General features: G+C 68.3%; 25 protein-coding genes, 2 tRNA genes and 1 pseudogene. 5 read left to right on the top strand and 23 right to left on the bottom strand.

The genetic code is table 11. The annotated features are described in order from the left end of the window. Window positions 1–32: 32 nt before the first annotated feature. Both clpA and clpS read right to left on the bottom strand, forming a co-directional pair. The gene (gene clpA, locus ACJQWL_RS01720; protein WP_330967847.1) at window positions 33–2,306 is read right to left on the bottom strand and encodes an ATP-dependent Clp protease ATP-binding subunit ClpA; all 2,274 of its coding nucleotides are present in this window, start codon (window positions 2,304–2,306) and stop codon (window positions 33–35) included. Between the two features lie 158 nt (window positions 2,307–2,464). After that, window positions 2,465–2,785, bottom strand: coding sequence for an ATP-dependent Clp protease adapter ClpS (clpS, locus tag ACJQWL_RS01715; RefSeq protein ID WP_330967848.1), 321 nt, complete (start codon window positions 2,783–2,785; stop codon window positions 2,465–2,467). Between the two features lie 102 nt (window positions 2,786–2,887). On the opposite strand from clpS, the gene ACJQWL_RS01710 reads away from it, so the two are divergent. The 5 genes from ACJQWL_RS01710 (at window position 2,888) to acnA (ending at window position 8,540) form a co-directional block, all read left to right on the top strand. Further along, a complete protein-coding gene (locus tag ACJQWL_RS01710) occupies window positions 2,888–3,376 on the top strand; it encodes a hypothetical protein (RefSeq protein WP_330967849.1) in 489 nt (162 codons plus the stop codon). A gap of 1 nt (window position 3,377) precedes the next feature. Next, window positions 3,378–3,857 (top strand): NUDIX hydrolase, encoded by a 480-nt coding sequence (locus ACJQWL_RS01705; protein WP_330967850.1) that lies wholly within the window; start codon window positions 3,378–3,380, stop codon window positions 3,855–3,857. A gap of 8 nt (window positions 3,858–3,865) precedes the next feature. Then, entirely contained in the window at window positions 3,866–5,002 is a 1,137-nt protein-coding gene (gene mnmA / locus ACJQWL_RS01700; RefSeq protein WP_330967999.1) for a tRNA 2-thiouridine(34) synthase MnmA, read from the top strand. Window positions 5,003–5,022: 20 nt separating this feature from the next. Next, a complete protein-coding gene (gene hflD, locus ACJQWL_RS01695; protein ID WP_411300717.1) occupies window positions 5,023–5,625 on the top strand; it encodes a high frequency lysogenization protein HflD in 603 nt (200 codons plus the stop codon). Window positions 5,626–5,780: 155 nt separating this feature from the next. Then, complete coding sequence (gene acnA / locus ACJQWL_RS01690; protein WP_330967852.1) at window positions 5,781–8,540, top strand: aconitate hydratase AcnA; 2,760 nt, start codon at window positions 5,781–5,783, stop codon at window positions 8,538–8,540. Between the two features lie 143 nt (window positions 8,541–8,683). Here acnA and ACJQWL_RS01685 read toward each other — a convergent pair. The 21 genes and pseudogenes from ACJQWL_RS01685 to ACJQWL_RS01585 form a co-directional block, all read right to left on the bottom strand. Continuing rightward, a tRNA-Cys gene (locus ACJQWL_RS01685) sits at window positions 8,684–8,757 on the bottom strand. A 116-nt stretch (window positions 8,758–8,873) separates the two neighbouring features. Next, a tRNA-Gly gene (locus tag ACJQWL_RS01680) sits at window positions 8,874–8,949 on the bottom strand. 40 nt (window positions 8,950–8,989) lie between these two features. Further along, on the bottom strand, window positions 8,990–9,583 hold the full coding sequence (gene pgsA, locus ACJQWL_RS01675; protein ID WP_330967853.1) for a CDP-diacylglycerol--glycerol-3-phosphate 3-phosphatidyltransferase: 594 nt from the start codon (window positions 9,581–9,583) through the stop codon (window positions 8,990–8,992). Next, the gene (gene uvrC, locus ACJQWL_RS01670) at window positions 9,583–11,535 is read right to left on the bottom strand and encodes an excinuclease ABC subunit UvrC (protein ID WP_330967854.1); all 1,953 of its coding nucleotides are present in this window, start codon (window positions 11,533–11,535) and stop codon (window positions 9,583–9,585) included. Before uvrC ends, pgsA begins: the two co-directional genes overlap by 1 nt. A gap of 211 nt (window positions 11,536–11,746) precedes the next feature. Then, window positions 11,747–12,241 carry a low molecular weight protein-tyrosine-phosphatase gene (locus ACJQWL_RS01665; RefSeq protein WP_330967855.1) on the bottom strand — a complete coding sequence of 165 codons (495 nt, stop codon included), beginning with the start codon at window positions 12,239–12,241 and terminating at the stop codon, window positions 11,747–11,749. A gap of 3 nt (window positions 12,242–12,244) precedes the next feature. Continuing rightward, window positions 12,245–13,012, bottom strand: a complete 768-nt coding sequence (gene kdsB / locus ACJQWL_RS01660) for a 3-deoxy-manno-octulosonate cytidylyltransferase (protein ID WP_330967856.1) — start codon at window positions 13,010–13,012, stop codon at window positions 12,245–12,247. Further along, a complete protein-coding gene (lpxK, locus tag ACJQWL_RS01655; RefSeq protein ID WP_330967857.1) occupies window positions 13,002–14,069 on the bottom strand; it encodes a tetraacyldisaccharide 4'-kinase in 1,068 nt (355 codons plus the stop codon). The genes kdsB and lpxK overlap by 11 nt, the downstream gene beginning before the upstream one ends. Beyond that, on the bottom strand, window positions 14,066–15,823 hold the full coding sequence (gene msbA / locus ACJQWL_RS01650; RefSeq protein ID WP_330968000.1) for a lipid A export permease/ATP-binding protein MsbA: 1,758 nt from the start codon (window positions 15,821–15,823) through the stop codon (window positions 14,066–14,068). The genes lpxK and msbA overlap by 4 nt, the downstream gene beginning before the upstream one ends. Continuing rightward, the gene (locus tag ACJQWL_RS01645; RefSeq protein WP_330967858.1) at window positions 15,811–16,242 is read right to left on the bottom strand and encodes an ExbD/TolR family protein; all 432 of its coding nucleotides are present in this window, start codon (window positions 16,240–16,242) and stop codon (window positions 15,811–15,813) included. The genes msbA and ACJQWL_RS01645 overlap by 13 nt, the downstream gene beginning before the upstream one ends. A gap of 8 nt (window positions 16,243–16,250) precedes the next feature. Beyond that, window positions 16,251–16,895, bottom strand: a complete 645-nt coding sequence (locus tag ACJQWL_RS01640; protein ID WP_330967859.1) for a MotA/TolQ/ExbB proton channel family protein — start codon at window positions 16,893–16,895, stop codon at window positions 16,251–16,253. Beyond that, window positions 16,789–19,310 (bottom strand): annotated as a pseudogene (locus ACJQWL_RS01635) (DNA internalization-related competence protein ComEC/Rec2); the annotation flags it as partial. The pseudogene ACJQWL_RS01635 and the gene ACJQWL_RS01640, both read right to left, overlap by 107 nt. Before the next feature lie 4 nt (window positions 19,311–19,314). After that, entirely contained in the window at window positions 19,315–20,055 is a 741-nt protein-coding gene (gene lolD, locus ACJQWL_RS01630) for a lipoprotein-releasing ABC transporter ATP-binding protein LolD (protein ID WP_330967861.1), read from the bottom strand. 4 nt (window positions 20,056–20,059) lie between these two features. Then, on the bottom strand, window positions 20,060–21,304 hold the full coding sequence (locus tag ACJQWL_RS01625; RefSeq protein ID WP_330967862.1) for a lipoprotein-releasing ABC transporter permease subunit: 1,245 nt from the start codon (window positions 21,302–21,304) through the stop codon (window positions 20,060–20,062). Between the two features lie 24 nt (window positions 21,305–21,328). Further along, the gene (locus ACJQWL_RS01620; RefSeq protein WP_330967863.1) at window positions 21,329–21,778 is read right to left on the bottom strand and encodes a hypothetical protein; all 450 of its coding nucleotides are present in this window, start codon (window positions 21,776–21,778) and stop codon (window positions 21,329–21,331) included. Further along, window positions 21,729–21,926: an FAD assembly factor SdhE gene (locus tag ACJQWL_RS01615; RefSeq protein ID WP_330968001.1), complete on the bottom strand. Its 198-nt coding sequence runs from the start codon at window positions 21,924–21,926 to the stop codon at window positions 21,729–21,731. Before ACJQWL_RS01615 ends, ACJQWL_RS01620 begins: the two co-directional genes overlap by 50 nt. Before the next feature lie 67 nt (window positions 21,927–21,993). After that, window positions 21,994–22,416 carry an MAPEG family protein gene (locus ACJQWL_RS01610; RefSeq protein ID WP_330967864.1) on the bottom strand — a complete coding sequence of 141 codons (423 nt, stop codon included), beginning with the start codon at window positions 22,414–22,416 and terminating at the stop codon, window positions 21,994–21,996. 151 nt (window positions 22,417–22,567) lie between these two features. Next, window positions 22,568–23,353 (bottom strand): succinate dehydrogenase iron-sulfur subunit, encoded by a 786-nt coding sequence (locus ACJQWL_RS01605; RefSeq protein ID WP_330967865.1) that lies wholly within the window; start codon window positions 23,351–23,353, stop codon window positions 22,568–22,570. Window positions 23,354–23,367: 14 nt separating this feature from the next. Next, window positions 23,368–25,161 (bottom strand): succinate dehydrogenase flavoprotein subunit, encoded by a 1,794-nt coding sequence (sdhA, locus tag ACJQWL_RS01600; RefSeq protein WP_330967866.1) that lies wholly within the window; start codon window positions 25,159–25,161, stop codon window positions 23,368–23,370. 3 nt (window positions 25,162–25,164) lie between these two features. Beyond that, window positions 25,165–25,551, bottom strand: coding sequence for a succinate dehydrogenase, hydrophobic membrane anchor protein (gene sdhD, locus ACJQWL_RS01595; RefSeq protein ID WP_330967867.1), 387 nt, complete (start codon window positions 25,549–25,551; stop codon window positions 25,165–25,167). Next, entirely contained in the window at window positions 25,548–25,943 is a 396-nt protein-coding gene (gene sdhC, locus ACJQWL_RS01590; RefSeq protein ID WP_330967868.1) for a succinate dehydrogenase, cytochrome b556 subunit, read from the bottom strand. The genes sdhD and sdhC overlap by 4 nt, the downstream gene beginning before the upstream one ends. An 89-nt stretch (window positions 25,944–26,032) precedes the next feature. Next, on the bottom strand, window positions 26,033–26,239 hold the full coding sequence (locus tag ACJQWL_RS01585) for a DUF1674 domain-containing protein (RefSeq protein ID WP_330967869.1): 207 nt from the start codon (window positions 26,237–26,239) through the stop codon (window positions 26,033–26,035). Between the last annotated feature and the right edge of the window lie 7 nt (window positions 26,240–26,246).

Below are 26,246 nucleotides of genomic sequence, written 5' to 3'. Positions count from 1 at the left end.
CCTTTTCCATGCCTGTCCCTTGGGCGGGCTTGCTACACGGTTACCGGCAGCAGCTTTTCCGGCTCGGCCTGGGCATCGACGGTCAGCTCCCCGTCGCGCACATCCACGGTGACCCGGCCGCCCCCTACCAGGCTACCGAACAGCAACTCGTCGGCCAGCGGGCGCTTGATCTTCTCCTGGATGACCCGCGCCATCGGCCGTGCGCCCATCAGCGGATCGAAGCCGTGCTGGGCCAGCCAGTCCCGCGCCGTCGGCGTGGCGGTCAGCGTCACCTGCTTCTCGTGCAGCTGGCTTTCCAGCTCTATGAGGAACTTGTCGACCACGCGAAGGATGTGGTCGAAGCCGAGCGGCTGGAACTGCACGACCGCATCCAGGCGGTTGCGGAATTCCGGGCTGAAACTCTTGCGGATCACTTCCATCGCATCGGTCGCGTGGTCCTGCTTGGTGAAACCGATCGAGCGCCGCGCCGCCTGCGCCGCGCCGGCGTTGGTGGTCATGACGACGATCACGTTCCTGAAGTTCGCCTCGCGGCCGTTGGTATCGGTCAGTGCGCCGCGGTCCATGACCTGCAGCAGGATGTTGAAGATGTCCGGGTGGGCCTTCTCCACCTCGTCCAGCAACAACACGCAATGCGGGGTCTTGACGATCTTCTCGGTCAGCAGGCCACCCTGGTCGAAGCCGACGTAGCCCGGAGGCGCGCCGATCAGGCGGCTGACCGAATGCGGTTCCATGTACTCGGACATGTCGAACCGCACCAGTTCGATGCCCAGTTGCAGCGCCAGCTGCTTGGTCACCTCGGTCTTGCCCACGCCGGTGGGGCCGGCGAAGAGGAAGTTGCCGATCGGCTTGTCGGGGTTGCCCAGGCCGGAACGCGCCAGTTTGATCGCAGCCGTCAGTGAGTCGATCGCCGGGTCCTGCCCGAAGATCACCATCTTGAGGTTGCGCTCGAGGTTGCGCAGCACGTCCTTGTCCGTGGCCGATACCTGCTTGGCGGGGATCCGCGCCATCTTGGCCACGATGGTCTCGATCTCCTCGACATCGATGCTCGACTTGCGCGTTTCCAGCGGCAGCAGCCGTTGGCGGGCGCCGGCCTCATCGATGACGTCGATCGCCTTGTCGGGCAGCAGCCGATCGCCGATGTGCTTCACCGAAAGGTCCACGGCCGCCTGCAACGCGTCGTCCGCATACACCACGCCGTGGTGGGCCTCGTAGCGGGGTTTCAGGCCCTGCAGGATCTCGAACGCCTCGCCCACGGTAGGTTCGACGATGTCGATCTTCTGGAACCGGCGTGCCAGCGCCCGGTCCTTCTCGAAGATGCCGCGGTATTCCTGGAACGTGGTCGAGCCGATGCACCGCAGCTCGCCCGATGACAGCGCCGGCTTGATCAGGTTGCTGGCGTCCATCGTGCCGCCCGATGCCGAGCCGGCCCCGATGATGGTGTGGATCTCGTCGATGAACAGCACCGCCTCCGGGATCTTCTTGAGCTGGGCCAGTACCGCTTTCAGACGCTTCTCGAAGTCGCCGCGATACTTGGTACCCGCCACCAGCGCGCCCAGGTCCAGCGCGTAGATGGTCGCTTCGCCAAGCACCTCCGGCACGTCGCCGTCGATGATGCGCTTGGCCAGGCCCTCGGCGATCGCGGTCTTGCCCACGCCGGCCTCGCCCACGTAAAGCGGGTTGTTCTTGCGACGCCGGCACAGCACCTGGATGGTGCGCTCGACCTCGTCGGCGCGGCCGACCAGCGGATCGATCTTGCCGTCGCGGGCCAACTGGTTGAGGTTGATGGCGAACTCGGCCAGCGGATCGGACTTGGTTTCGCCTTCGGCGCCCTCGCCGGGCTTGGCTTCGCCGTCCTCTGGGGCCGGTTCGCCGCCCTGCTTGGCGATGCCATGGGACAGGTAGTTCACAACGTCCAGCCGGACGATATCCTGCTGGTTGAGGTAATAAACGGCGTGGGAGTCCTTCTCGCCGAAGATGGCCACCAGCACGTTGGCCCCGGTCACCTCCTTCTTGCCCGAGGACTGCACGTGGTAGACCGCGCGCTGCAGCACGCGCTGGAAGCCCAGCGTGGGCTGGGTATCGCGGTCGATTTCGTCGGGCAGCACCGATACGGACGTGGCGATGGCCTGCTCCAGGTCGCCGCGCAGGCGGTTGAAGTCGGCCCCGCACGCCTTGAGTACCCCCTCGGCGGACGGGTTGTCGAGCAGTGCCAGGGCCAGGTGCTCGACCGTCATGTACTCGTGGCGAGCCTCGCGGGCGCGCTTGTAGCACTGGCCAATGCTGTACTCGAGATCCTTGCTGAACATGGGGAGGGTGCCTCCAGAAGCGTCTGCCGTCCTAGATGGGGACACCCACCGCCTTTTCCATGGAGCCCCAACCGCGTTGGACCCGTCTGCTTAGCCGCGATTGCGGAAAGCCGGTGTGCCCATCAAGCCTAAGCCTTGCTGCATGCCACAGGCCCCTATTACGCCCTTTCCATCGTGCACAGCAAGGGATGCTGGTTGAGCCGTGAGTATTCGTTTACCTGTGCCACCTTGGACTCTGCGACTTCGCGGGTGAAGACACCGCAGACTCCGCGACCGCGCGTGTGGACGTGCAGCATGACCTGGGTCGCCTTCTCTGCGGTCATCGGGAAGAAGCGCATGAGCACCTCCACCACGAAGTCCATGGGGGTGTAGTCATCGTTGAGCAGGAACACCGAGTACAGCGGTGGGCGCGCGACTTCGGGTTTTCCGCTCTCTACCAGCACGCCGTGCTGGTGGTCGTGTTCGGTGTGCTTGGGCATTGATCGATTATAAGGGCGCCCCACGGGAAGGCGTCCCGCCCCCCGTGGACGCTCCCGGGGGCCGGGCGTCAGAATGCGGTCTTTCCCGACCCGTGGATCCTCATGCGCGCCAACGCCTTGCTGCTGCCGTTCCTCCTGGCATTCGCACTTCCCGCCGTCGCCGACGAGCGCGCGGCCACCCCCGAGGCCGACCCGCTGGTGCGTGCCCAGTTGGAGGCGCTGGACTACGGGTTCGAGGTCGACGAGGACGGTGACTTCAAGCTGCTGTTCGACCTGGAGGAGGGGCGCAGCCAGCTGGCCTATGTCATCTCCACGACCGAGGAGTACGGCGCGCTGCAGGTGCGCGAAGTCTGGTCGCCCGCCTACCGCTCGGACGACGGTGACTTCCCGGCCGCCCTCGCCAACCGCCTCTTGCAGGCCAGCCACACCGGCAAGCTGGGCGCCTGGGTACGCCAGGACGACATTGCCGTGCTGGTGGTCAAGGTGCCGGCCAGTGCCACCGGGGCCGAGCTGGATGCCGCGATCAACTACGCGATCCACGTCGCCGACGAGATGGAAGTGGAACTGACCGGCGGCAAGGACGCGTTCTGACGTGACCTACCGCGAAGGCCGGTTCTGGCAACCCGACGTCACCGTGGCCACCGTGGTGGTGCACGAGGGCCGCCTGCTGATGGTGGAAGAGACCGTGGGCGGGCGGCTCGTGCTCAACCAGCCCGCCGGCCACCTGGAGCCCGACGAGAGCCTGCAGGACGCCGCATGCCGCGAGACGCTGGAGGAAACCGGCTGGGAGGTCCGCCTGTCGGCCTTCGTGGGTGCCTACCAGTGGACGGCACCCGGTGACGAGGACGGCCGCCCGGGCCGCCACTACCTGCGCTTCGCCTTCGCCGCCGAGCCCGTTCGCCAGCACGCCGGGCGCGCGCTGGACGAGGGCATCGTCCAGGCGCTCTGGATGACCCCCGCGGAACTCCAGGCCCAGGCCGTGCGCCATCGCAGCCCCCTGGTCTGGCAGGCCGCGGCCGATTTCCTCTCCGGGCGCCGCCAACCGCTCGACCTGCTCCAGCAGATGGCGTGAGTCCAGCGGTGGGGACGGCGCGGACCATCGTGGGGATGTCGGGGGGGGTGGACTCCTCGGTGGCGGCACTGCGCCTGCAGGCCAGCGGTGAGCCGATCGCCGGACTGTTCATGCAGAACTGGGCCGATGACGGTTCCGGTGAGTGCCGGGCCGAGGACGACCGCCGGGACGCGGTCGCCGTCTGCGGGCGGCTCGGCATACGCATCCATTTCCGCGACTTCTCGAGTCATTACTGGGCCGACGTGTTCGAGCACTTCCTGTCCGAGTACGCGGCAGGTCGCACGCCCAATCCCGACGTCCTGTGCAACCGCGAAGTGAAGTTCAAGCATTTCCTTGACGCGGCCCGCGACCTTGGCGCCGAGTACATCGCAACCGGTCACTACGCGCGCGTGCGGCGGCACGACAGCGGCCATCTCATGCTCCTTCGCGCGGTCGACCGCAACAAGGACCAGAGCTACTTCCTCCACCAGCTGGGGCAAGCGCAACTGGCTTCGACGCGTTTCCCGCTGGGTGACATGCTCAAGAGCGACGTCCGCGCCCTGGCCGCCAGCAGTGGCCTGCCCACCGCCGCCAAGAAGGATTCCACCGGCATCTGCTTCATAGGAGAGCGTGACTTCCGCGAGTTCCTTGGCCGCTACCTGCCCGCCCAACCAGGCCCGATCCGGACCCCGGACGGCGTGGAGATCGGTACGCACCCCGGCGTCTTCTACTTCACCCTGGGGCAGCGCGAGGGCCTCAATATCGGCGGCGTGCGCGGCTTCGCACAGGCCCCGTGGTACGTCGTGGCAAAGGACGTCGAACGAAACGTGCTGTTCGTCGACCAGGGCATCGACAGCCGCTGGCTGATGTCCACCGGGCTGACCACCGGAGACGCCCACTGGGTAGCGGGTTCGCCGCCTTCAGTCGACTTCGCATGCACCGCCCAGACCCGCTACCGGCAACACGACCAGCCTTGCCGGGTGCAGGTAGGCGACAATGGCACCCTGCAGGTGCGCTTCGATACGCGGCAACGCGCAGTCACGCCCGGGCAATCGCTGGTGCTGTACGACGGTGATACCTGCCTGGGTGGCGCGGTCATCGCCGCTACCGACGCCCCGCTGCCGATCCCTGTCCCGCCCACCTCCAAGGACCCACCTGCTGCATGAGCCAGACCCGCTTCAACCCCATGTCCGATCGAGTACTGGCGCTGGCCGGCCTGGCGCAGGCACTGGCCCAGGTGCGACGCATCGCCGACACCGGGCAGGCGGAGTCCGCCGCGGTCAATCCGGTGCTGGATTCGGTGTTCCGGGTGGACGCAGCCTCCACTGCCGACGTGTATGGCGGGGTGGACAACGTGCGGCCCGGGTTGGCGCTCTTGCGCGACTATTTCGAAAGCCGGATCGCCGACGAACACCTGCCGCGGCTGGCTCTGGCCGTCATGCAGCTGGAACGTCGCTTCAGCGGTGATGGCGAGAAGGTGGACCGCGTGCAGGAGGGCATCCTGGCCCAGGCCGATGCGGCACGTGTATCCGGCAGCAGCCATCCGGACGTGCTGGCGGCATTGGGCCGGCTGTATTCGGAGACGCTCAGCCACCTGCGGCCGCGCGTGCTGGTGCAGGGCAATCCTCACTACCTGGGGCAACCCGATGTCGTCGCCGAAGTACGCGCCGTACTGCTCGGCGCGATGCGCTCGGCCGTGCTGTGGCGCCAGCTGGGAGGCAGCCTCTGGGACCTGCTGCTGCGCCGTTCGCAACTTCTGGCGGCGGTCCGGGCGCACCTGGGCGGCTAGTTCCGCGGCGCCGTCCCTGCGCGAGCGCCGTGGGGCGAAAGCGGGCAATACGCCACCGTTTGCGGCATAATCACGGGGCTTTACGCGGTGTTTTCGCGCTCGCCGGACCGGCGCGGCGTCCCGCCTCCCCCTCAGCTGCAGCCACGGAGCCCCAAATGGCAGACTCCTTCGCCACCCGCGCGCAACTCGACGTAAACGGCAAGTCCTACACCTACTTCAGCCTGCCCAAGCTGGGCCAGCGATTCGACCTGGGCAAGCTGCCCTACTCGATGAAGATCCTGCTCGAGAACCTGCTTCGCCACGAGGACGGCGGGATCACGGTCGGCAAGGAGCACATCGAGGCGGTCGCCCAGTGGGACTGCCGGGACGAGCCGTCCACCGAGATCGCCTTCATGCCCGCACGCGTTGTGCTGCAGGACTTCACCGGCGTGCCTTGCGTGGTGGACTTCGCCGCGATGCGCGACGCGGTGCACAAGCTGGGCGGCAAGGCCAGCCAGATCAACCCGCAGATCCCGTCGGAACTGGTGATCGACCACTCGGTGCAGGTCGATGCATACGGCAGCCACGAAGCGCTGGACCTCAACGCGAAGATCGAGTTCGAGCGCAACCACGAGCGTTACAGCTTCCTGCGCTGGGGCCAGAAGGCGCTGGAGAACTTCAAGGTGGTACCACCGAGCACGGGCATCGTCCACCAGGTGAACCTGGAGAACCTGGCGCGCGTGGTGTGCGACCGCGTCGTCGATGGCGAGCTGCTCGCATTCCCGGACACGGTCTTCGGTACCGACAGCCACACCACGATGATCAACGGCATCGGCGTGCTGGGCTGGGGCGTCGGCGGCATCGAGGCGGAGGCAGCCATGCTCGGCCAGCCCTCGTCGATGCTGATCCCGCAAGTGGTCGGATTCCGGCTGACCGGCAAGCTCCCCGAAGGCACCACCGCGACCGACCTGGTGCTGACCGTTACCCAGATGCTGCGTTCACTGGGGGTAGTGGGCAAGTTCGTCGAGTTCTTCGGTGAAGGCTTGGCGGCACTGCCGCTGGCCGACCGTGCCACGATCGCCAACATGGCGCCCGAGTACGGCGCCACCTGCGGCATTTTCCCCATCGACGCCGAGTCCATCACCTACCTGCGCCTTTCGGGCCGCAGCGAGGAGCAGATCGCCCTGGTGGAGGCGTACGCCAAGGCGCAAGGCCTGTGGCACGAGCCCGGCCAGCCCGATGCGCATTACTCGGCGACCCTGGAATTGGACCTGGCCGAGGTCAAGCCTTCGCTGGCCGGCCCCAAGCGCCCGCAGGACCGCGTGCTGCTGGAGAACATGCAGGAGAACTTCCACGCCAACCTGGAAGGGCTTGTGGCCAACCGCAAGGTCGACTACGAGCGCGTGGTCGAGTTCAAGGAGGAAGGTGGCGCGCAGCCGCAGGCCGCCCATCTCGCCGGCAGGCCCGTGTCGGTCATCAACATCGCCGATGAAGAGCACCACCTCACGGACGGCTCGATCGTGATCGCGGCGATCACGTCCTGCACCAACACGTCGAACCCGGCGGTCATGCTCGGCGCCGGCCTGCTGGCCCGCAACGCAGCGGCCAAGGGCCTGAAGGCCGCGCCGTGGGTGAAGACCTCGCTGGGACCGGGCTCGCTGGTGGTCACCGATTACCTGCAGAAGGCGGGCCTGCTGGACGACCTCGAGAAGCTCGGCTTCTACGTGGTCGGCTACGGCTGCACCACCTGCATCGGCAACTCGGGCCCGTTGCCCGAGGTGGTGTCCAAGGGCATTGCGCAGAACGACCTGGCCGTTGCCGCGGTGCTTTCAGGCAACCGCAACTTCGAAGGCCGCATCCACGCCGAAGTGAAGATGAACTACCTGGCTTCGCCGCCGCTGGTGGTGGCCTATGCGATCGCGGGCACCATCGATATCGACCTGACCAAGGAGCCGCTGGGACATGGCACCGACGGCGCGCCGGTCTACCTGCGCGACATCTGGCCGACCAACAAGGAAATCGGCGACATGATCGCCGCCACGGTCGGCCCGGAGCTGTTCGCGCAGAACTACGCCGACGTGTTCAAGGGTGGCAGCCGCTGGAACCAGATCACCTCGCCGGAAGGCGAGTCGTTCGAGTGGGACGCGGCGTCCACCTATATCAAGAACCCGCCATACTTCGACGGCATGACCATGGACGTCGGCACCATCAGCGACGTACACGGCGCACGCGTGCTGGGCCTGTTCGGCGACTCGATCACCACCGACCACATCTCGCCGGCAGGCAACATCAAGAAGGACAGCCCCGCCGGCGCCTTCCTGCAGTCGCGCGGCGTGCAGCAGGCCGACTTCAACAGCTATGGCAGCCGTCGCGGCAACGACGACGTAATGGTCCGTGGCACCTTCGCCAACATCCGCATCAAGAACCTGATGCTGGGCGGCGAGGAAGGCGGCAACACGCTGCACTACGGGTCCGGCGCTACCGGCGAGCGGATGTCGATCTACGACGCCGCGATGAAGTACAAGGCCGAAGGCGTACCGCTGGTGGTGTTCGCCGGCAAGGAGTACGGCACCGGTTCTTCGCGCGACTGGGCGGCCAAGGGTACAAACCTGCTGGGGGTCAAGGCGGTCATCGCCGAGACCTTCGAACGCATCCACCGCTCCAACCTGGTGGGCATGGGCGTGCTGCCGCTGCAGTTCAAGGACAACGAAGGCGTCCGCTCGCTGGGCCTGGACGGCTCGGAGACGGTGGAGATCACCGGCCTGCAGGACGGTGCTTCGAAGCGCGCAACGGTCATTGCCCGGCACGCAGACGGTAGCGAGAAAACGTTCGAAGTCCAGGTCCTGTTGCTGACGCCGAAGGAAGTCGAGTACTTCCGCCACGGCGGCATCCTGCACTACGTGCTGCGCCAGCTGGCGGCGAAGAAGGCGGCTTAACGCCCAGCCAGGCGCCTTTGGAAACTTCAAAGCCCCGGTGCCTGGCACCGGGGCTTTGAAGTGCCATCTGCGGACGGCGCCACGGCGTGCCGGAAAACGCATCACGGACAAAAAAAGGCCCCGCCGGAGCGGGGCCCTGGAACTGGAGGCCGAGGTCGGAATTGAACCGGCGTACGCGGATTTGCAGTCCGCTGCATAACCACTCTGCCACCCGGCCGGTGACTGGAACCAAGCATACCGCTTGCAACTCGCGTTGTGCGGAAGCCTCAAAAGACAAGACCCCGCTAGCGGGGTCTTGGCGGGCAACCCGGTGGACTGGATCGCCGGAAGAACTGGAGCGGGAAACGAGACTCGAACTCGCGACCCCGACCTTGGCAAGGTCGTGCTCTACCAACTGAGCTATTCCCGCTGAGGAACCGCCATTTTAGGCATGGCGGCGTATCTGTCAACTATCTTTTCTCTTCCCCGACCATCGTCGGCCACGCGGCGCGCAGGTACTCGAAACCCGACCACAACGTCAGCAGCGCCGCCCCCGCCAGCAGCCAGTCGCCGATCACGAAGACCGCCCGGCCCATCCAGGGATCCACGTACACCGGCCGGTCCGGACGCAACGCGTACAGCAGGCAGATCAGCGCCAGCATCTGCACCACCGTCTTCACCTTGCCGACCGTCGCCACCGACACCTTGGCGCGCTGTCCCAACTCGGCCATCCACTCGCGCAGCGCGGAGACCGCGATCTCGCGGCCCACGATCACCGCCGCCCACAACGCCATCCAGGGGGTAGGGTGTGCCTGCACGATGAGGAACAGTGCCGTCGACACCATCAGCTTGTCGGCCACCGGGTCGAGGAATGCGCCGAACGCCGAGTACTGGTTGTAGCGACGCGCGATCCAGCCATCCAGCCAATCGGTGATGGAAGCGAAGGCAAAGATCGCCGCCGCCAGGAAGTTGGTCCACCGGAAGGGAAGGTAGAACACCAGCACCAGCACCGGGATCAGCAGGATCCGGAGCAGCGTCAGCATGGTGGGGACCGTCAACTTCATCATCGCTCCGGGCGCGCGGCTGCATCGCCGCTGGGGGTGGGGGCATCCAGGCCATGAAGGGTGGCATAGATGCGCTCGGCCAGGGCGGCATTGACGCCTTCCACGCGCGAAATCTCCTCGACTCCTGCTGCCTTGAGCCCGCCGAGGCCACCGAAATGCCGCAGCAGGCTGGCGCGTCGGCGCGGCCCGATACCTGGGATATCCTCCAGGCGACTGCTGTTACGCACCTTCTGGCGCTTGCCACGGTGGCCGGTGATCGCGAAGCGGTGCGCCTCGTCGCGCACCTGCTGGACCAGCTGCAGCGCCGGTGACTGGGCCCCGGGTCGCAGCGCACGGCCATCGGGCAACAGCAGTTCCTCGTCGCCCGGCCGTCGGGCCGGCCCCTTGGCGACGCCGACCAGTACGACACCTGGAACCTCAAGCTCATCGAGAACGGCACGTGCCTGGGCGACCTGCCCTGCTCCGCCGTCGATCAACAGCACGTCGGGCAACACGCCCGGGGCGGCCGAGGCGCGGGGATGTACGCGGGGCTTCCCGCTCGATGCGCTCGACCGACCCGCTCCGTCCGCCGCCCCTGCCCGCTCCTCCATCGCCCGCAGGAAGCGCCTGCGCAGGGCCTGGTGCATCGCGGCGTAGTCATCGCCCGGCTCGATGCCGCTGATGTTGTAGCGCCGGTACTGGCCGCGCACCGGGCCCTCGGCGTCGAACACCACGCACGACGCCACGGTCGCCTCTCCCATGGTGTGGCTGATGTCGAAACATTCGATGCGCGACGCCACGCCCGGCAGGCCCAGCAGGTCGCGCAGGCCCTCGGCACGCGCACGCTGCGCGGCGTGGCTGGTACGTTCGTTGGCCAGCGCCAGTTCGGCGTTGCGCCGCGCCATGTCAACGTAGCCGGCGCGCTCGCTTCGCACGTTGCAACGGATCTGCACCTTGTGTTCGCCCGCGGCCGACAGCGCGTGTTCGATCAGCTCGCGGTCCGGGATGTCGCGGTCAAGCACGATCTCGCGGGGCGGCACCTGCTCGCCGTAGTACTGCGAAACGAAGGCGGCGAGCACCTCTTCGGGGTTGTCACTGCCGTTGGTACGCGGGAAGAACGCGCGGGTGCCGAGGTTCCTGCCGTCACGGAACGACAGCAGCATCACGCACGCGGAAACGTCCTGCATCGCCACCGCAAGCACGTCCAGGTCGGCGGCCCGGCCGTCCACATACTGGCGAGCCTGCAGGGTGCGGATCGATCCGACCAGGTCGCGCAGGCGGGCCGCCTGCTCGAAGTCCAGGCGCGCGCTGGCGGCCTCCATCGCGGCGCCCAGTTCCCGCGTCAGCTCGTCACTCTTTCCGTCCAGCAACAGGCTGGAGCGACGCACCGCTTCGGCGTACTCCCGCGCCGGCACCAGCCCCACGCAGGGTGCGCTGCAGCGCCCGATCTGGTGCTGCAGGCACGGCCGCGACCGGTTCCGGAACACGCTGTCCTCGCAGCTGCGCAGCTTGAACAGCTTGTGGATCAGGTTGAGCGTCTCGCGCACCGCGCCAACGCTGGCATAAGGCCCGAAATAGCGACCGGGCACGGAACGCGGCCCCCTGTGCATGGTGATCCGGGGCCACGCCTCCTGGGTCATCAACACGTACGGGTAGCTCTTGTCGTCGCGCAGCAGCACGTTGTAGCGCGGCTTGAGCGACTTGATGAGCTGGTTCTCGAGGATCAGCGCCTCCGCTTCGGTGCGCGTGACGGTGACTTCCATGCGCGCGACCTGGCGCAACATCGAAGTGATGCGTGCTGACTTTGCGGTCGCATTGAAGTAGCTGGCCACGCGGTTCTTCAACGCGCTTGCCTTGCCGACATACAGCACGCTGTCGTCCGCGGCGACCATCCGGTATACGCCGGGTGCGGTGCTGAGTCGGCGGGAGAAGTCCTTGCCGTCGAACTTCGCCGGCTTTGCCGGGGTGCTCACCGGTCGGACTCCCCCGCACGACGCCCGCCGGTACCCGGCGCTCGGCCGGGCTCGGGTCGCGAGGTGGAACGGGGTGGCGGGACGGGGGTTGTCTGCATCGGCGCGGGCATGGGGCCGATTATGGGCGAGGGTCGCCCTCAAGCGCCGGATTCACACCGCAAGGGGTGGACACCGCGGTGCAGCGAGATTCCAACTGCGCGTCTACGCTGCGCTATCGCAACGGGAAAGGTGCTGACCCCATCTGGCGGGAGAGTCGCTCCACGACCCCATCCGCCGCCCGCTCCAATAGTGCCCAGACGCGCTCGAATTCGTTGACATCGCCCGCATAGGGGTCCGGCACCTCGCGCAGCGCGGGTTCCAGTCCTGCCCATTCCAGCAGCAGGGCAACCTCGGCACGCGCCCGCGCCGGGGCGACCTGCTTCACGTCGCGCAGGTTGGCCTTGTCGGCGCACAGGATCCAGTCGAACGCATGGAAATCCTCCGGCTCGACCTGCCGCGCCCGCAGGCCACCGATATCGACGCCGTGCCGCGCGGCGCAGGCCACGCTGCGGCGGTCGGGCGGCTGGCCGGCGTGCCAGTCGCCCGTGCCCGCCGAATCCACCACCACCCGGCCGCGAAGATGCGATGCCTCCAGGCGGTCGCGGATCAGCCCTTCCGCCGTGGGTGAGCGGCAGATGTTTCCCAGGCAGACTACGAGCAGTTTCATGGTTCAGCCACGCTCCGACACCCTGGCCTCGGCGCGGGCCAGGTCCGACGGGGTGTCGACGCCGGGCGGGAACGCCTCGGGCGTATCGGCCACCGCGATGCGGAAGCCGGCTTCAAGCGCCCTGAGTTGTTCGAGCGCCTCGACCTGCTCGAGCCGGCCCGGAGGCAGGGCGGTGAAGCACTTGAGGAAGCCGCACCGGTAGGCATATATCCCGATGTGGCGCCGCCAGTGGCCACCCCCGGGCAGGCGCGTGCGGTCGTTCATGAACGCATCGCGGGGCCACGGCACCGGCGCGCGGCTGAAGTACAGGGCAAGGCCACTGGCATCGACCACCACCTTGACGGCGTTGGGGTCCAGCAGTGTGTCCACGTCTGCGATCGGCGCCGCCAGCGTGGCCATGTCCGCGTCCGACTCGACCAGCAGCGTGGCGACGCGCCGGATACCGGAAGCCGGCGCGAACGGCTCATCGCCCTGCAGGTTCACGACGACGGTGTCATCCGCCCAGCCCGCCTGCGTCGCGCACTCGGCCAGGCGGTCGGTGCCGGAAGCGTGGTCGCGGCCGGTCATCGCCACCCTGACCCCTGCGCCGTCCAGCGCGCGGACAACGCGTTCGTCGTCGGTGGCGACCCAGACCTCGCGCGCACCCGCGGCCAGCGCGCGCCGGGCCACATGCAGCACCAGCGGCTCGCCCGCCAGCAGGCACAGCGGCTTGCCGGGCAGTCGCGACGCATCGTGGCGCGCCGGAATGACGACAACGAAATCACCCGTCACGGCTGCTGCCCTTCCCGCCCGTACCCGTCACGTCCTCGGCGCCTTTCGCGGACTTGCCGCCCAGCCGGTCCAACAACGATATCCAGAACGCCTCCGGCAACTCGGCACGGACCGGCACCGCGTAGTGCGACGGATCGACCCACTGGGCGCACTTCACCGCGTCCTTTTCCGTCATCAGTACCGGCAGGCGGCTGCCGAACTCGAAGTCCGAGGCCCGGTAGCGGTGGTGGTCGGGAAATGCGTGCGGCACGACCGCGATATCCAAGGCCCGCAGCATCGCGAAGAAGCGCTCCGGGTCGCCTATGCCTGCGACCGCATGGACCCGGTGACCGGCGAACGACGCCAGCGCACGTGGGCGGCCGCCCGTCAGCGGGAGCGCGCGATCGCACGCCAACCGCATCGGCCATTCGCCGAATCCCGTCTCCGGCATCGCGTTTCCACCGCTGTTGACCACGCGGAAATCACACCGTCCCCCGCGCCAGACGGGTTCGCGCAGTGGCCCGGCCGGCAGCATCAGGCCATTGCCATAGCGGCGGCGGCCGTCAATCACCTCGATTTCAACATCGCGCGCCAGGCGGTAGTGCTGCAGGCCGTCGTCGCACACCACGATGTCGCACCCCTCACCCACCAGCGCTCTCGCTGCGGCCGCGCGGTCGCGGCCCACGCGTACCCGCGCGCCGGTCTGCCTGGCCACCAGCAGGGGTTCATCCCCGGCCTGGCGAACGGACGTATCCGCCTCGACCCACCGCGGGCCGTCGCCATCGCGACCGTAACCGCGGCTGGCGACCCCGGGCGTCCAGCCCTCGTTGCGCAGGCGCTCGACGAGGGCCACGGTCAGGGGGGTCTTGCCGGCGCCGCCGGCGATCAGGTTGCCGACCACGATCACCGGCACGCCCGGGTGCTTCTTGCGAAGCAGGCCCCGCGCATACAGGCCGCGCCGAAGTCCGGTCACACCGGAATACAGCGCGGCCACCACGCGCGCGTGCAGCGGCGCCTGCCCGGCTTCGTCGAACCAGTAGCTCGGGCCCTGCGCGCGCGGCTTGGCGGGTGCGTTCATTGCGGCTCGCGGAACTGCATGCGGTGCAGGTGCGCGTACAGTCCGTCGCGCCGCAGCAGCTCGGCATGGGTGCCCTGCTCCACGATCCGGCCCTGGTCGAGCACCAGCACCTGGTCGGCGTGCTCGATGGTGGACAGCCGATGGGCGATCACCAGCGTGGTGCGATCCGGCATCAACCGTTCCAGTGCGTCCTGGACCAGCCGCTCCGATTCCGTGTCCAGTGCCGCGGTCGCCTCGTCCAGGATCAGGATGGGTGCATCCTTCAGCATGGCCCGCGCGATGGCGATCCGTTGGCGCTGCCCGCCCGACAGTCGCCCGCCCTTGGCCCCGATCGAAGTATCCATGCCGTCGGGCAGGTGCTCGACGAACTCCATGGCGTTGGCGCCGCGCACCGCCTGCTCCAGCTCCCCCCGGCTCGCGCCCTCCATCTCGCCGTAGGCGACGTTTGCCTCGACGCTGCCGTCGAACAGCATCACCTGCTGGCCGACCAGGGCGATCTGCCTTCGTAGGTCCGCCAGCGGGTAGTCGTCGATCGGCCGGCCGTCGAGCAGGATCTGCCCGGACTCGGACTCGTAGAAGCGCGGGATCAGCTTGATCAGGGTGGACTTGCCACTGCCCGAACGGCCGACGATGGCGGTCACGGTGCCGGGCCTGGCAATGAAACTCACATCGTCAAGCGTGACCCGCTCCTGACCCGGGTAGCGCGCGGAAACACCGCGGAACTCGATTTCGCCACGCGCCCGCCCCAGCGGCTGCGTGCCGGCGTCGCGCTCGTCCGGGGCGTCGATGACCTGGAACAGCCGCTCGGCCGACGCGACGCCACGCTGGAGCATGTTCTGCACGTTGGTCAGCTGCTTGAGCGAGGGCAGGATCGCCATCATCGCCATCATCAGGGAGAAGAAGCCACCCACGGTCAAACGGCCCTGCGAGGCCTGCCAACCGGCCATCACCAGCAACAGCGCCAGGCCGATCGAGCCGATCAGCTGGACCATGGCCGAGGAGATCGCGCGCGTCGCCTCGACTTTCAGGTTGAGCTTCATGTGGTTCTCGGCGATCGCCGCATAGCGCGCATGCTCGACGGCCTGTGCACCGTAGACCTTGACCTCCTGGTGGCCGCTCAGGGTCTGGTCGGCCGCCTGCATCAGCACCGCGCTGCTTTCCTGGATGCGATGGCTGACACGGCGGTAACGCCGCGCCACCCTGTCCATGATCCAGGCCAGTGGTGGCGCGATGACCAGGATCGTCAGCGTCACCTGCCAGCTGGCCAGCAGCATGACCACCAGCGAGGCGATGATCTGCAACGACTGCTGCACCATCACCTTGGCCGCGTCGATCGCCGCCTGCGACACCTGGTCGCTGTCCGAGCCAAGCCGCACCAGCATCGAGGGCACGGGCTCGGCGTCGAAGCGCAGCCCCGGCAGCCGCAGGTACTTGCCCAGCACGCGCACGCGCAGGTCGCGGGCGATGCCGCGGCCGGAACGTGCCATGTAGAAGTCCGCCAGGTAACCGGCGATACCGCGCACCACGAACAGGCCCACGATGGCCGCCGGCATCCACAGCTGCGCGCCCGCCTCCCCGACCACGAAGGTCTGGTCGATGATCGGCTGCATCAGCCAGGTGAAGGCACCCCCTGCCGCCGCTTCAAGCAGCATGCCCAGCGCCGCGATCATCAGCAGCCCGCGGTACCGGGTGGCGAATCCCAGCAGCCGGCGGTAGGTCGGCCAGGCCGGGGCGTCCTGGCTCACGGGGCGGATTCCGTGGCCGCCGGAGCGGTCGCCACCATCACCCGGCGGAAGCCCAGTTGGCCCAGCGCGTCGTACGCCGTCACCACCGCCTGGTGGGGGGTCCGGGCGTCGGCGCGGAGCAGCACCGGGCGCTCGCGGTCATCCCCTGCCACCTCGGCGAGCGTGGCCTTCAGCGATTCGATGTCATCGCTCAGCACCTCACGGTCGGCGACGAAGTAGCGCCCGTCGGCATTGACCAGCACGCTGAGCGCCGTGGCGCTGTCGACGGCCGGCTCGCCGGTCGCACGCGGCAGTTCGAGCCTGAGCATGGAACGCGAATCAAAGGTCGTGGTCACCACGAAGAAGATGATCAGGATCAGGATCACGTCGATCAACGGAACCAGGTTGATCTCCGGCTCGTCGTCGGCGCGGTGGTCGCGAATGCGCATCCGTCGCCTCAGCCGGCCGCTGTTGCCACTGGCCGCGACGCCGCCGGGGACGTACCCGGCTCGATGGTATCCAGCAGCAGCATCGCTTCGTGCTCCATGGCCACGATGTATTCGGCGATCCGGCCCCGGAACCAGCGGTGCGCCATCAGCGCGGGGATGGCCACGATCATGCCGGTGGCCGTGCAGACCAGCGCCTTGCCGATGCCGGCCGCCAACTGGTTCACGTCACCCAGGCCGCCGTCACCGATGGCCAGGAACATCTGGATCATGCCGACCACGGTGCCGAACAGTCCCAGCAGGGGTCCCGATGCCGCGATGGTGCCCAGCGAGTTCAGATAGCGCTCCATCCGGTGCACCAGGTGGCGACCGACGTCCTCGATGCGTTCGCGGACCAGGTCACGCGGCCGCGAACGGACGTCAAGCGCCGCCGCCAGCAATGCGCCCAGCGGCGAGGTGCGACGTAGCGACTCGATGTGGGACGGGTCCAGCTTGCCGCGAGCGGCCCACGCCCGCACTTCGTCGCCCAGCGACGGCGGGATCACCGCGTTGCGCCGCAGGGTCCAGGCCCGCTCCACGATGATCGCGATGGCAACCGCGGACAGCAGCAACAGCGGGATCATCGGCCAACCGCCGGCCTTGACCAGTTCCAGCACGCGAACCTCCGGCCAGTGGCCGTCTCAATCCAGCCGATAGGATAGCCCAGCGGGTTCATCGACCGGACCGACGCGGGTCCCGGACCGCAACTGTGCATCCCACGACCGCCGGTGGGAAAGGCGGCGGCGCACTACCTGAACGCCTTGTTCGTCGAACCGGGCGGTTATCGCCCCACCCGTTGCGGTGTCGTGGAGGGCCGAGCCGGCCTGGCGCCAACGCGCCGCTACCTCGGGTCGGGGGTGTCCGAACCGGTTGTCGTGCCCGGAGGCGACCAGCGCATGGCGCGCCCCGGTGGCCGTGACGAACGCCGGGTCCGACGAGCCGCCACTGCCATGGTGTGCCACGGTCACCACGTCAGCCCGCAGCCGGGCGCCGTGCAGCTTCACCAGCGTGCGCTCCACCACTTCGCCGATATCGCCGGTCAGCAGTGCGTGGCCGTGCGCGCCGCGCACGCTGAGCACGCAACTGGCTTCATTTCCGAAGTATGGGAAGTGCCGTGGCGGGTGCAGGAACTCGAATGCCACGCCATCCCATTCCCATCCACCCCCGGCTTCGCAGGTCACCGATCCCGGGGCATCAAGCAGCCCCGAGCCGGCCGGTGCGAGCGGTGGCGCGGGGAACGACCTGCGAACGGCGTCGAGTCCGCCCGCATGGTCACTGTCGGCGTGGCTCACCACTACGCGGTCCAGCCGGCGCACGCCCAATGCGCGCAGCGCCGGCACCACCACCCTCTCACCCGCGTCGAAGCCGTGGGGCACCGCCGGGCCGGTGTCATACAGCAGGGTGTGGCCCGACGTGCGTACCACCACCGCCAGCCCGTGGCCCACGTCCAGCATCGTCACCTCGAACCCGCCCACGGGCGGCAATTGCCGGGACGGCATCAACAGGGGCAACCAGAGCAGAACGGCAAGCGGCCGGCCCGGCAGGCCCCGCGGCAGCAACAGCCAGAACGCGCCTGCCATCGCCAGCGGCAGCGCGAACCAGCGTGGCTCCGGCAGCCACCACAGGGCCAGCCCGGTATCGGCCAGCCAGCCGAACAGCGGCCACGACGCATCGAACAGCGAGGCTGCCGTGCGCCATGCCCACGCCCCGGCGCCTTCGTGCAGCGCTTCCAGCAGCGTGCCGACCAGTGCGGTGGGCACCACCACCAGGCTCCACCACGGGACGGCCACGAGATTGGCGATGGGTCCGGCCAACGACGCTTCACCGAACAGCACCACGGTGAGCGGCAGCAGGCCGACGCTGGCCACGCCCTGCGCGGACACCAGTTCATGCAAGGGTCGCCGCTCGCGCTCGGGCAGGCACCACAGCAGCCACGCCACGCCGACGAAGCTCAACCACAACCCGGCGGTCAGCAGTGCCAGCGGATCCAGCAAGACCACCACGATGGCGGCCAGTGCAAGCGCGTCTCCCATGCGCAAGGGCCGCCGCTGCCACCTGACGGCGGCCACCACGGCGATCATCAGCACAGTTCGCACGGTGGGCAAGGCAAAGCCGGCGACCGCCGCGTACACCATCGCACCCGCCAGGCCAGCCGCTGCGGCGGCCAGCGGACGCGGGACGACCCTGGCCAGGCTTGGCAGCCCGCGCCAGAGCATGCCGGCGAGAAGTGCGGCGAATCCGGCCACCAGGCCCACGTGGAAGCCGGAGATCGCGACCAGGTGGGTGAGCCCGTTGGCGCGCAGCCGCTCCCAGTCATCGTCTTCCAGCCCCCGGGTATCACCGATCGCCAAGGCCCGTACGAACCGGCTCGACGGGTCGGGGACCGTGTGCGAAATGGCGTCGGACATCGCTTCGCGCCATGCGTGCAGGCCTCGGGGGGGCGCCAGGCGCCGCGCCGCCGAGGGATTCCGCACGTATCCGGTCGCCGCCAGGCGCTTCACCAGCGCGTTGCGCTCGCCATCGAATCCGCCCGGGTTACGCAGGCCGCGTGGGGGTCGCACGCGAAGCTCGAGCTGCCAGCGCTCGCCCGCACGCGGACGCACCGTGGGCGCACGCGCGCGCGCCCCGAATCCCTCGCCGTACCAGGCGACCCGTACGCGGCGGCCGCGCAATCCACTGGGCTGTTCACCGCCCGTGTCGACCCGCAAGGTGAAGACAGTCCGCTGCGGCTCGTGTTCCGGCAACCCCACAACGTGCCCCGACACGGTCACGTCCTGCCGGCCGGATTCCGGCGGCAACTGCAGCGACAGCGCATGCGACGCATGCAGCGCCGCGACGGCGGCCCCTACCAGCGCGGAGCCCAGCCAGCGCAGGGCCCTGCCCCGCCACCACGTCCACGCCCCTGCACCCATCGCGGCGCCGGCCAGGATCGGAGAAGGCAATACCGGGGCCCACAGCACGGCCGATGCACCGGCCATCAGCGCGGCCGCGGCCACGAGTCCAAAGGGCGGCGTCCCTGCCGCATGTTGCATGTCCCTACACCTCGTCGGTTCGCAGTTCCCGGAGCCTGCCCTCGTGGAGCTCCAGCACGCGGTCCAGCCGGCGTGCCAGGCGGCGGTCATGGGTCACCAGCACCAGTGCGGTGTGGTGTTCCCGGTTGAGCGCGAGCATCAGTTCAAACACCCTACCCGCGGTCTTCTCGTCGAGATTGCCGGTCGGTTCGTCACCCAGCACGCAGGCCGGTCGATTGACCAGCGCGCGGGCAACGGCTGCACGCTGGCGCTCGCCGCCCGACAGCTCGCCGGGCTTGTGTTGCAACCGGTGGCCAAGGCCCACCGACTCCAGCAGCGCCCGCGAGCGCCCGGAGGCGTCGGCCACCGAGGTGCCGCTGAGGAGCACCGGCAGCATCACGTTCTCCAGTGCGGTGAATTCCGGCAGCAGGTGGTGGAACTGGTAGACGAACCCGAGCGCGCCGTTGCGCAACGTGCCCCGGGCGGCATCCGACAGTGCGCTCATCTTCTGGCCGGCCACGAAGACCTCGCCCGCGGTGGGCATGTCCAGCCCTCCCAGAAGGTGCAGCAAGGTGCTCTTGCCGGCGCCGGACGCACCGAGGATCGCCACGGTCTCGCCTGCATGGACCTCCAGGTCCAGTCCATCGAACACCGGCGTGCGCAGGTCTCCCTCGGCGTAGGTCTTGCCCAGGCCGGCAGCGCGGATCACCTCCCCGGCGTGCTTGTGCGGCGGCTGGACGGCAGCGGCGTCGGTGGAGTCGCTCATGGGTTCACTCATAACGCAGGGCCTCGGCCGGTGCCGTGCGTGCGGCGCGCCATGCCGGATAGAGCGTGGCAATGAATGCCATCGCCAGCGCGACCAGCGCGATCATCGTCACGTCGCTGGCCTGCAGGTCGGTCGGCAGGCCGGTGATGTAGTAGACGTCCGCCGGCAGCAGCACCACGCCGAAAAGCGACTCGATGCCTTGCAGGATGTGCTCCAGGTTGAGCGTCAGCACGATGCCGCCCACCACCCCCAGCACGGTGCCGATCACGCCGATCAACGATCCCTGGACCATGAACACCTGCATCACTGCCCTGGGCGTCAGGCCCAGGGTGCGCAGGATGGCGATGTCGGCCTGCTTGTCGGTCACCAGCATCACCTGCGAGCTGACCAGGTTGAAGGCGCCCATCGCGATGATCAGCGACAGCAGGATCGCCATGATCGTCTTCTCCATCTTCAGCGCGCGGAACATGTTGGCGTTCTCGCTGGTCCAGTCGCTGACCCGGTAGGGGCCGCCCAACTCGACCGCCAGGTCACGTGCGACATCCCACGATTGGTCCATGTCGTGCAGCTTCAGGCGCACGCCGGTAACGCCGTCGCCCATGCGCATCACGCGCTGCATGTCATGCATGTGGACGAACGCCATGCCCTTGTCGAACTCGTTGTAGCCGACCTCGAACAGCCCGGTGACGGTGAATCGCTTGAGCTGTGGCACCGCGCCGACCGGGGTGCTGCGGAAATCCGCCAGGGTCATCACCACGTCATCGCCGACGCCGACCCCAAGCCACAGCGCAAGCTCGGTCCCGAGCAGTACGTTGAATTCGCCCGGCACCAGCGAAGCCATCTCGCCGGCCTTCATCTTTTCGCCCAGCACGGAGACCTTGGCCTCCTCTTCCGGGACGATGCCGCGCACGAATGCAGGTTGGTTGCGCGCGCCATTGAGCAGTGCTTCCTTCTCGACGTAGGGCGCAGCGCCCGCCACGCGGTCGTCGGCCAGGGCACGCCGCACCGCTTCCGGCCAGTCCGTCAGCGGCTCGCCGTACGCGCTGACGGTGGCGTGGGCGGCCATCTGCAGCATGCGGTCGCGGATCTCCCGCTGGAAGCCGCTCATCACCGCCAGCGTGGTGATCAACGCCGCCACCCCAAGTGCGATGCCCAGGATCGAGGCCAACGATATGAACGAGATGAAGCCGTTGCGGCGCTTGGCGCGCAGGTAGCGCAGCCCGATGGCGACGGGAATGGGTTTGAACATGCGCGGGCCAACCGGAGGAAGCGGCTATGGTGCCATCGAACCGGCATCACGCGCAGTCCCGGGGGCGGGCGCGGCCAGTCGCAGTTCACGCCGTTGGGGCGCGCGCAGGGTGTCAGGCCACCAGGCCAGGCGCTCGCGGCCCGCCGGCCCACGCCAATGCACGAACAGCAGCGGGCCACGCCACTTCAGGACCAGGCCGGGCATCGGCTGTCCATCGATACGCCATTTCGTGCAATCGCCGGGCGCCACCAGCAATCGCGGGGGCCTCCTCAGCTCACTCCGGGAAACACGCAAACCGTACAGCAGGGCCGCGAGCGCCCCGCCCCATGCGACGGTGCGCGGCAGATCGGACGCCAGCAGCGAAACCGCGGCGCCCGCCGTCAACAGGACCAGCGCCAGCAGCAGCCAGCGCGACGGACGCCACTCAAGCCGGCAGGGAGCGGATGCGGTGGACCAGGTCGGCGAGCTCGTCATCGGTTGGCGTGTCATGCCCCATGAACCAGTGCCACAGCCTATCGTCCTCGGTTTCCAGCAGCCGTAGGAAAACCACGCGTTCCGCGGGCGGTGCTTGCCGCCATGCGCGGTCAAGGTAGCGCTCGAACAGCCGGTCCAGTTCGCGCATCCCGCGCCGGCACTTCCAGCGCAGGCGCCGCAGTTCCGCTTCGTCGTCGGCGATTTCCAACCCCGCCTCAGCCCTTCAGCAAGCCGAGGGCCAGGTAGCCCCACAGGAACCACAGCACGAGACCGCCGAGCAGATACGCCGCGAAGCGATGCATGACTTTGTTGTAGGTGCAGTGGATGGCGCTGTGTGCGACGCGAAGCGCGACGAACAGCCACGCCAGCACGTGGACCACGGCGTCGGCGTGGCCCGCCACGGCGGCGACCACGACCGCCATGTAGAAGAGCACCGGGAGTTCGAACAGGTTGCGGAAATTGTCCGCGGCCCGGCTGTCGGTCAGCAACGAGGCGGACTGCGCCGAGGTGGCCACGCGCTGGGGATGGATCCGGTCGCGCTTCATCTGGCCGACGCGCATGAAGTACATGCGCCACCAGACCACGAAGGTCAGCGCGGCCATCGCCAGCGCAGGCAGGAAGATCGACGTGTCGGTCATGTCACAACCCCTCAGGCCTTCGGAAGATCATCCCCCGGGCGCCCCCGCGGGGCCACCCATCGGCGTCCGTTGAACTGTCCGTCCAGCGCCACACCCGCCCCGTTCCGTGCACGGCGGATCCGGGACGCACCTACCCTCACGCGCCGGCGCCTCAGGCGCGGCGCGCCAGCATCAGCTTCTTGATCTCGCTGATCGCCTGCGCCGGGTTGAGGCCCTTGGGGCAGGTCCGCGTGCAGTTCATGATCGTGTGGCAGCGGTACAGCTTGAAGGGGTCTTCGAGGTCGTCCAGGCGTGCGCCGGTGTCCTCGTCGCGGCTGTCCACGATCCAGCGGTGGGCCTGCAGGAGCACGGCCGGGCCCAGGTAACGGTCACCATTCCACCAGTAGCTCGGGCAGCTGGTCGAGCAGCACGCGCAGAGGATGCATTCATAGAGGCCGTCCAGCTTCTTGCGGTCGGCCGGCGACTGCAGGCGCTCGCGATCCGACGGCGTCGGGCTCTGGGTACGCAGCCACGGCTTGATCGACGCGTACTGGGCGTAGAAGTGGGTCAGGTCCGGGACCAGGTCCTTGACCACCTCCATGTGCGGCAGCGGGTAGATCGGCACTTCGCCGTCACCGGCGCAGTCGGCGATCGCCTTGGTGCACGCCAGCGTGTTGGTGCCGTCGATGTTCATCGCGCACGAGCCGCAGATGCCTTCGCGGCAGGAGCGCCGGAACGTCAGCGTCGGGTCGATCTCGTTCTTGATCTTGATCAGCGCGTCCAGAACCATCGGTCCGCACGCGGCCAGGTCGACCTCGTAGGTGTCGACGCGAGGGTTCAGTCCGTCATCCGGGTTCCAGCGGTAGACCTTGAAGGTGCGGGGCTGCCTTGCGCCCGGGGCATCGAAATGCCGGCCCTTCTGGATCTGCGAGTTCTTCGGGAGTGCGAATTCGGCCATGGGCTGGGGTCCGGTCAGTACACGCGCTTCTTCGGCGGGATCACGTCCACATCGCTGGTCAGCGTGTGCATGTGCACCGGGCGATAGTCGATGGTGGTCGTCCCGGCCGGGTCGACCCAGCACAGGGTGTGCTTGAGCCAGCCGCTGTCGTCGCGCTCGGGGTAGTCCTCGCGTGCATGCGCGCCGCGCGACTCGGTGCGGTTCTCGGCAGACACGATGGTGGCCAGCGCCTGGTCGAGCAGGTTGGCCAGTTCGTAGGTTTCCACCAGGTCGGAATTCCAGACCAGAGAACGGTCACTGACCTTGACGTCGGCGAACGACGCGTGGATCTCGCGCATCTTGGCCACGCCTTCGGCCAGCGTCTCGCCGGTGCGGAACACCGCGGCGTCGGCCTGCATGGTGCGCTGCATCTTGTCGCGGATGACCGAGGTGGGCGTGCCACCGTTGGCATTGCGCAACGTGTCCAGTCGCGACAGCGACGCATCCAGGGCATCGCCGGCCAGCGTGGTGGCCTTGCCGTTGGGGGTGATGGTCTCGGCGCAGCGGTTGGCGACCGCGCGGCCGAACACCACCAGGTCAAGCAGCGAGTTCGACCCCAGCCGGTTGGCACCGTGCACCGATACGCAGGCGGCCTCGCCGATGGCGTAAAGCCCGGGCACCACCGCGTCCGGGTCGCCACCGCGCAACTGCACGACTTCGCCGTGGTAGTTGGTCGGGATGCCGCCCATGTTGTAGTGCACGGTGGGAATGACCGGGATCGGCTCCTTCTCCACGTCCACGTTGGCGAAGATGCGGGCCGATTCGGCGATGCCCGGAAGCTTCTCGTGGATGACCTCGGGCCCCAGGTGGGTCAGGTCGAGCAGGATGTGGTCCTTGTGCTCGCCAACGCCGCGGCCTTCGCGGATTTCCATCGTCATCGAACGGCTGACCATGTCGCGCGGCGCCAGGTCCTTCACGCTTGGCGCATAACGCTCCATGAAGCGCTCGCCGTTGCTGTTGCGCAGGATGCCGCCCTCGCCCCGCACGCCTTCGGTGATGAGGCAGCCGGCGCCGTAGATGCCGGTCGGGTGGAACTGCACGAACTCCATGTCCTGCAGCGCCAGGCCGGCGCGCAGCACCATGCCGCCACCGTCGCCGGTGCAGGTGTGGGCCGAGGTCGCAGAGAAGTACGCGCGGCCATAGCCGCCGGTGGCCAGCACGGTGCCCTGGGCCTTGAACAGGTGCAGCTCGCCGGTCGACAGGTCCAGTGCCAGGACGCCGCGGCAGGCGCCGTCCGCGTCCATGATCAGGTCGAGGGCGAAGTACTCGACGAAGAACTGCGCGTCGTGCGCCAGCGACTGCTGGTAGAGCGTGTGCAGGATCGCGTGGCCGGTGCGGTCGGCGGCGGCGCACGTGCGCTGCGCCGGCGGGCCCTCGCCAAAGCGGGTGGTCATGCCGCCGAAGGGACGCTGGTAGATGCGCCCGTCGTCGGTGCGCGAAAACGGCACGCCCTGGTGCTCCAGCTCGATGATCGCGGGGATCGCCTCGCGGCACATGTACTCGATGGCGTCCTGGTCACCCAGCCAGTCCGACCCCTTGACCGTGTCGAAGAAGTGGTAGCGCCAGTCGTCCTCGCCCATGTTCCCCAGCGCCGCCGCCACGCCGCCCTGGGCGGCGACGGTGTGCGAGCGGGTCGGGAACACCTTGGTGATGCAGGCGGTCTTCAGGCCTTTCTGGGCGAGGCCGAAGGTGGCGCGCAGCCCGGCGCCACCGGCACCCACGACGATCATGTCGAAGGTGTGTTCGTGGATCTTGTAAGCGGCACCCATGGATCAGGCTCCCAGCGCGATGCGGATGACGGCGAGCACGCTGGCGATGGCCGCGAGGACGCACACGAAAATGACCAGCAGCTGCGCAGTGGCGGCAAGCCAGGGGGTATGGATGTAGTCCTCGATGATCACCTGCATGCCGAGCTTGGCGTGCCAGAACGAGGTGACCAGGAAGGCGACCAGCAACACCGCGTTGGCCGGATGGGCCACGGCTGCGCGCACTTCGCCGTAGCCCGAACCGGCCAGCCACGCCACCAGGCCGACCAGGTAGAGCGACAGGGCAACCAGCGCGATCGCGGTGATGCGCTGCAGGATCCAATGGTGCGTGCCGTCCTTGGCCGAGCCCAGGCCGCGCGCGGTCTTGATGGGGTGGCGCAGGCGCAGGCTCATGCCTCACCCCGCAGGAACATGGCCGCCAGCCAGATGATCGCGGTCAACACAAGGCTTCCGACCACCGAGATCCAGCTGCTGGTGGTGAACGACTCGATCCGGTACCCCACGCCTGCGTCCTGGACGAGGTGGCGGATGCCATTGACCAGGTGGAAGGCAAGGGCCCAGCTCCAACCGAACAGGACCAGGAAGCCCAGTGGCGAGCCGGCGAACCCGGTGAAGTCACCCCACGCTTCGGGACCCGAGGCCAGCGCGACCAGTGCCCACACGATCAGCAGGCTGCCGACGGTGAGGATCACGCCGGTGGCGCGGTGCAGGATCGAGGTCACCATCTGGATCTGCCACCGGTAGACCTGCAGGTGGGGCGACAAGGGACGTGGGCGACTGGCCATGGGTGGCAGCGGTCTCGGCTGGGCGGCAGGGCCGCGTGGCGGATGGGTAGGACGGAACTGCTACGAGCTGGAACCGGGCCGGGGCCGCATCAGAAGTCGATGCAGCGCCCGTTCTTCTCCCAGTCGCCATACCGCACCGGGTCGGGCCCTTCGCGTCCGCCCCACTCGCTGGGCGGCTGGGCGGGCGGCTGTGTCGGGCGGTCCCCTTTGCGCTCGACACCGGCGTCCCCGGGCGCCGGATCGGGCGTCGCGGTGGGGTCGGCCGGGCCGGTCGAAGTTGGGGATTCGCCTATCATCGGGGCG

The sequence above is a fragment of the Novilysobacter viscosus genome (genome assembly GCF_046600715.1).
Lineage (GTDB): Bacteria > Pseudomonadota > Gammaproteobacteria > Xanthomonadales > Xanthomonadaceae > Lysobacter_C > Lysobacter_C viscosus.
The sequence above is the reverse complement of the archived record's forward strand: the minus strand, read 5'-3'. Positions and strand labels throughout refer to the sequence as shown.

Bases quoted from the DNA above. Each gene is read 5' to 3' on its own strand.
- clpA (WP_330967847.1), bottom strand. From the start codon at position 2,306: ATGTTCAGCAAGGATCTCGAGTACAGCATTGGCCAGTGCTACAAGCGC.
- clpS (WP_330967848.1), bottom strand. From the start codon at position 2,785: ATGCCCAAGCACACCGAACACGACCACCAGCACGGCGTGCTGGTAGAG.
- ACJQWL_RS01710 (WP_330967849.1), top strand. From the start codon at position 2,888: ATGCGCGCCAACGCCTTGCTGCTGCCGTTCCTCCTGGCATTCGCACTT.
- hflD (WP_411300717.1), top strand. From the start codon at position 5,023: ATGTCCGATCGAGTACTGGCGCTGGCCGGCCTGGCGCAGGCACTGGCC.
- acnA (WP_330967852.1), top strand. From the start codon at position 5,781: ATGGCAGACTCCTTCGCCACCCGCGCGCAACTCGACGTAAACGGCAAG.
- pgsA (WP_330967853.1), bottom strand. From the start codon at position 9,583: ATGAAGTTGACGGTCCCCACCATGCTGACGCTGCTCCGGATCCTGCTG.
- ACJQWL_RS01665 (WP_330967855.1), bottom strand. From the start codon at position 12,241: ATGAAACTGCTCGTAGTCTGCCTGGGAAACATCTGCCGCTCACCCACG.
- lpxK (WP_330967857.1), bottom strand. From the start codon at position 14,069: ATGAACGCACCCGCCAAGCCGCGCGCGCAGGGCCCGAGCTACTGGTTC.
- ACJQWL_RS01645 (WP_330967858.1), bottom strand. From the start codon at position 16,242: ATGCGCATTCGCGACCACCGCGCCGACGACGAGCCGGAGATCAACCTG.
- lolD (WP_330967861.1), bottom strand. From the start codon at position 20,055: ATGAGCGACTCCACCGACGCCGCTGCCGTCCAGCCGCCGCACAAGCAC.
- ACJQWL_RS01625 (WP_330967862.1), bottom strand. From the start codon at position 21,304: ATGTTCAAACCCATTCCCGTCGCCATCGGGCTGCGCTACCTGCGCGCC.
- ACJQWL_RS01620 (WP_330967863.1), bottom strand. From the start codon at position 21,778: ATGACGAGCTCGCCGACCTGGTCCACCGCATCCGCTCCCTGCCGGCTT.
- ACJQWL_RS01615 (WP_330968001.1), bottom strand. From the start codon at position 21,926: ATGCGCGAACTGGACCGGCTGTTCGAGCGCTACCTTGACCGCGCATGG.
- ACJQWL_RS01610 (WP_330967864.1), bottom strand. From the start codon at position 22,416: ATGACCGACACGTCGATCTTCCTGCCTGCGCTGGCGATGGCCGCGCTG.
- ACJQWL_RS01605 (WP_330967865.1), bottom strand. From the start codon at position 23,353: ATGGCCGAATTCGCACTCCCGAAGAACTCGCAGATCCAGAAGGGCCGG.
- sdhA (WP_330967866.1), bottom strand. From the start codon at position 25,161: ATGGGTGCCGCTTACAAGATCCACGAACACACCTTCGACATGATCGTC.
- sdhD (WP_330967867.1), bottom strand. From the start codon at position 25,551: ATGAGCCTGCGCCTGCGCCACCCCATCAAGACCGCGCGCGGCCTGGGC.
- sdhC (WP_330967868.1), bottom strand. From the start codon at position 25,943: ATGGCCAGTCGCCCACGTCCCTTGTCGCCCCACCTGCAGGTCTACCGG.
- ACJQWL_RS01585 (WP_330967869.1), bottom strand. From the start codon at position 26,239: ATGATAGGCGAATCCCCAACTTCGACCGGCCCGGCCGACCCCACCGCG.